At 36.4% G+C, this 3,448-nt stretch carries 5 protein-coding genes; 3 read left to right on the top strand and 2 right to left on the bottom strand.

From position 1 onward, the window contains the following. Both AC22ZQ_RS13475 and AC22ZQ_RS13470 read right to left on the bottom strand, forming a co-directional pair. Positions 1-399: ATP-dependent Clp protease proteolytic subunit (locus AC22ZQ_RS13475; RefSeq protein WP_318959287.1), on the bottom strand; the 399-nt coding region annotated here is incomplete at its 3' end. A gap of 174 nt (positions 400-573) precedes the next feature. Then, positions 574-1,191: a hypothetical protein gene (locus AC22ZQ_RS13470; RefSeq protein WP_318959286.1), complete on the bottom strand. Its 618-nt coding sequence runs from the start codon at positions 1,189-1,191 to the stop codon at positions 574-576. A 371-nt stretch (positions 1,192-1,562) separates the two neighbouring features. Here AC22ZQ_RS13470 and AC22ZQ_RS13465 point away from each other — a divergent pair, with 371 nt between their 5' ends. The 3 genes from AC22ZQ_RS13465 to AC22ZQ_RS13455 are packed head-to-tail and all read left to right on the top strand — an operon-like array spanning position 1,563 to position 3,364. Beyond that, complete coding sequence (locus AC22ZQ_RS13465; RefSeq protein ID WP_318959285.1) at positions 1,563-1,994, top strand: 6-pyruvoyl trahydropterin synthase family protein; 432 nt, start codon at positions 1,563-1,565, stop codon at positions 1,992-1,994. A 44-nt stretch (positions 1,995-2,038) separates the two neighbouring features. After that, on the top strand, positions 2,039-2,632 hold the full coding sequence (gene folE, locus AC22ZQ_RS13460) for a GTP cyclohydrolase I FolE (protein ID WP_318959284.1): 594 nt from the start codon (positions 2,039-2,041) through the stop codon (positions 2,630-2,632). A gap of 9 nt (positions 2,633-2,641) precedes the next feature. Then, positions 2,642-3,364: a Bax inhibitor-1/YccA family protein gene (locus AC22ZQ_RS13455; RefSeq protein WP_318959283.1), complete on the top strand. Its 723-nt coding sequence runs from the start codon at positions 2,642-2,644 to the stop codon at positions 3,362-3,364. The last annotated feature ends 84 nt before the right edge of the window (positions 3,365-3,448 follow it).

Below are 3,448 nucleotides of genomic sequence, written 5' to 3'. Positions count from 1 at the left end.
TGCACACAATAAAACTGCTCCCATAGAAGCTGCCATTCCTGTACAAATTGTAGCTACATCTGGGTTGATGTATTGCATCGTATCGTAAATACCCAATCCGGCATAAACAGAACCTCCAGGAGAGTTCAAGTAAATTTGGATGTCTTTTTTAGGATCAACAGATTCTAAGAACAACAATTGGGCGTTAATGATGTTGGCAACTTGGTCGTTAATACCAGTACCCAAGAAAATAATTCTATCCATCATTAAACGCGAGAACACGTCCATTTGGGTCATGTTCATTTGTCTTTCTTCTATGATATATGGTGTAAGAGAAGATTCAACATAATGCCCTAAATGCATGCTGTTAATCCCCATGTGCTTGGTAGCAAACTTATTAAATTCGTTATTATCAAACATTGTAATTGGTGTTTCTATTAATAAGTAACGAATATAAAAATGATTTATTAAAAAGGGGAGTTTGTAGCGGACTATTATAGGGAAATGATTTGGGAAAGTTGGGTTGGGGTGTTTGGGGGACAAAAGGAGGTGATTTTTGTAGATTATATTGATTAGTCGCATGTTTGCCAATCTCTAGGTTAGAATTTGCTCAATTATGGGATGGAACTTATCTTGGTAACGGTAATTGTAGTTAAAAGAAAATTCGAACATATATTTCTGAATATGTAGTAAACTAACACCGTGATGGATGCCGTTGAGCAATTTATTAGAGTTTCTAAGTAGTTTTTTCATCCAAATTTGAACAGAGGGTTTGGTTGCTGTGTACGCTGGTTTGATTTCAATTTGATTATGTAAACCCAAAACTTTTTTACATCTATAGTTTTTTCGAATTAACTGAACTTCTTGAGCATTAACTTTTTGATGGATATGAGCTGGAGCAATTAGGTTAATTTCATCCCTTCCAATTTTTTGTTTTTTGGCAATGGCATTGATGGATTTATGTCGTAACGAGTTCATGTTGTAGTCGGACTGATTTTCCTTAGACAGGATGTATAGGAATTGAAAGTATTCTCGCGCCAATAAATCTTGGGCCATAGCTCTTCTAATTTTCATGCTCAGATACCAAACCGTTCTATATCGTTTTATACCTAGAAGTCTTGATAGTTCTAGTGTAGAGTATGATTTTTTAACGTGGGTCATAAAGAAAATAGCTTTAAACCAAATGGAATATTTGAGCTTGGTAGATTCCATAATAGTTCCACTTTTTAAACTGATTTTTTTGCCACATTTACAGCGCCAAAACATGTGTTTTTCTTTCCAATTAGTAACTTTTGATTTACACTTTGGGCAAGATACTCCAGATTTTTCGCGGTGTTCTTTGATGAAAGAAATGCACTTTTTTTCCGTGCCATAAAGGCGGATGAATTCATTGATATTCATGGTTGTAAAGATTAGGTTGATTCTCAAGTTACGAAAACCAGATGCGTTAATCAAATGAAATTATGTGGCAAACATGCGACTAATCAATATATTTCCTATTCCCCCAAACAAAATCTCACCCCGCCCACACTGCAAATCTCCCACATTAACCCTATCTTTGCATTTTCTTTAAATAAAGAGCTTTGAAAACAGTATATATTACACGTAGAGAGCATTTTAATGCCGCACACAAATTGTGGAGAGAAGAGTGGAGCGACGAAAAAAATGAAGAGGTGTTCGGGAAATGTGCCAATAAAAACTGGCATGGACACAATTTTGTGATTTACGTTACCGTAAAAGGAAAACCAAATCCTGACACAGGCTTTGTGATTGATCTTAAAGATTTGAGTAAAATCGTTAAAGATGAAGTGGTAGAAAAACTTGATCATAAAAACTTGAACCTTGACGTTCCTTTTATGAAAGGGAAGCTAGCTTCAACAGAAAACTTGATCATTGAGATTTGGGAACAAATCAAAGACTCAATTCAACAGGCTGGCGGTGAGTTGGCTAAAATTAAGCTGGTGGAGACAGAAAATAACTTTGTTGAATATTTTGGGGGTAACGAACCATTTTAATTCTAAGTTTGTTCATCAAACAACTAACATTTTAATACTCGAAAGTGCAAGAAAAACTCATATACGACGATAAAGTAACAGATAAATTAAGCGCAATATACAAAGAGGTATTGGGAGAAATTGGAGAAGATCCAAACCGTGAAGGACTCCTTAAAACTCCCGAACGTGTAGCAAAGGCATTGCAATATTTAACTAAAGGGTACGACGAAGATCCAGAAGAAATTCTAAAAGGAGCACTCTTCAATGAGGAGTATTCTGAAATGGTGATTGTGAAGGATATAGAAGTTTATTCTATGTGCGAACACCACATGTTGCCTTTCTTTGGTAAAGCACACATCGCTTACATTCCAGATGGTAAAATTGTTGGACTTTCTAAAATTCCTCGTGTAGTAGATGCCTTTGCCAGAAGATTGCAGGTGCAGGAGCGTTTGACTATTGAGATTAGAGATTGTATCGAAAAGACCCTAAACCCAAAAGGTGTAGCAGTTGTAATGGAATGTAACCACATGTGTATGCAAATGCGCGGGGTGCAAAAACAAAATTCATCCACAACGTCATCTGCATTTACAGGAGATTTTTTAAACAACGATTCTACGAGAAAAGAATTTATTAATTTGGTGCAAGCTAAATTACATTAATCACATATTATGAGTAACGAAATACTTGACTTCACCGAGTCGAATCAGTCGCTAAGTAAAGCGCAATCCAAGGAGTTTTTTAGAAGTGTATATACTTACATGGTGTTAGCGCTTGTCGTTTCAGGATTTTTGGCCTATTGGATGGCTGCCTCAGGAAACGTAATCAAATGGTTCTACAATGAGCACACGATGTCAATGAGTCCATTGATGTACGTTGTTATTTTTGCGCCTGTAGGCTTAGCTTTCTTAATTCAAGGTGCCTATAACCGTTTATCCATGCCTGTATTGATGGGGCTATTCGTCTTGTATGCAGCCTTAATAGGAACGAGTTTGTCTACCATTTTCTTTGTGTATACCTCAGGTCAAATTGCTAGTACTTTCTTCATTAGTGCTGGGGCATTTGCGGCAATGGCTGTGTTAGGATATACAACAAAAACAGATTTAACAAAAATGGGAAGCTTGTTGTACATGGCTTTCATCGGGATTTTCATTGCGAGTATTGTTAATATTTGGGTGGGTAGTGACGGTTTAGACTGGATTATCTCTATTGTAGGGGTGTTTGTATTTACAGGTTTAACGGCCTACTACATGCAAAACTATAAAGCGATTGCGCAAGACACGTCCATAGATGCGGCAGATAAAAAGAAACTAGCATTAATAGGAGGTTTGCAATTGTATATATTGTTCATTAACCTATTTATGTCATTATTAAGAATCTTAAACAGAGATTAGAGATTAATGAGGCAAACGGGCGCGCTATCCATTATAGTCCCCAAGCCAAAACTTAAGTAATATTAAAGCAAGAAAGGCACTTCC

The organism is Lishizhenia sp. (assembly GCF_057456495.1).
This window is presented reverse-complemented; position numbering and strand designations above follow the sequence as displayed.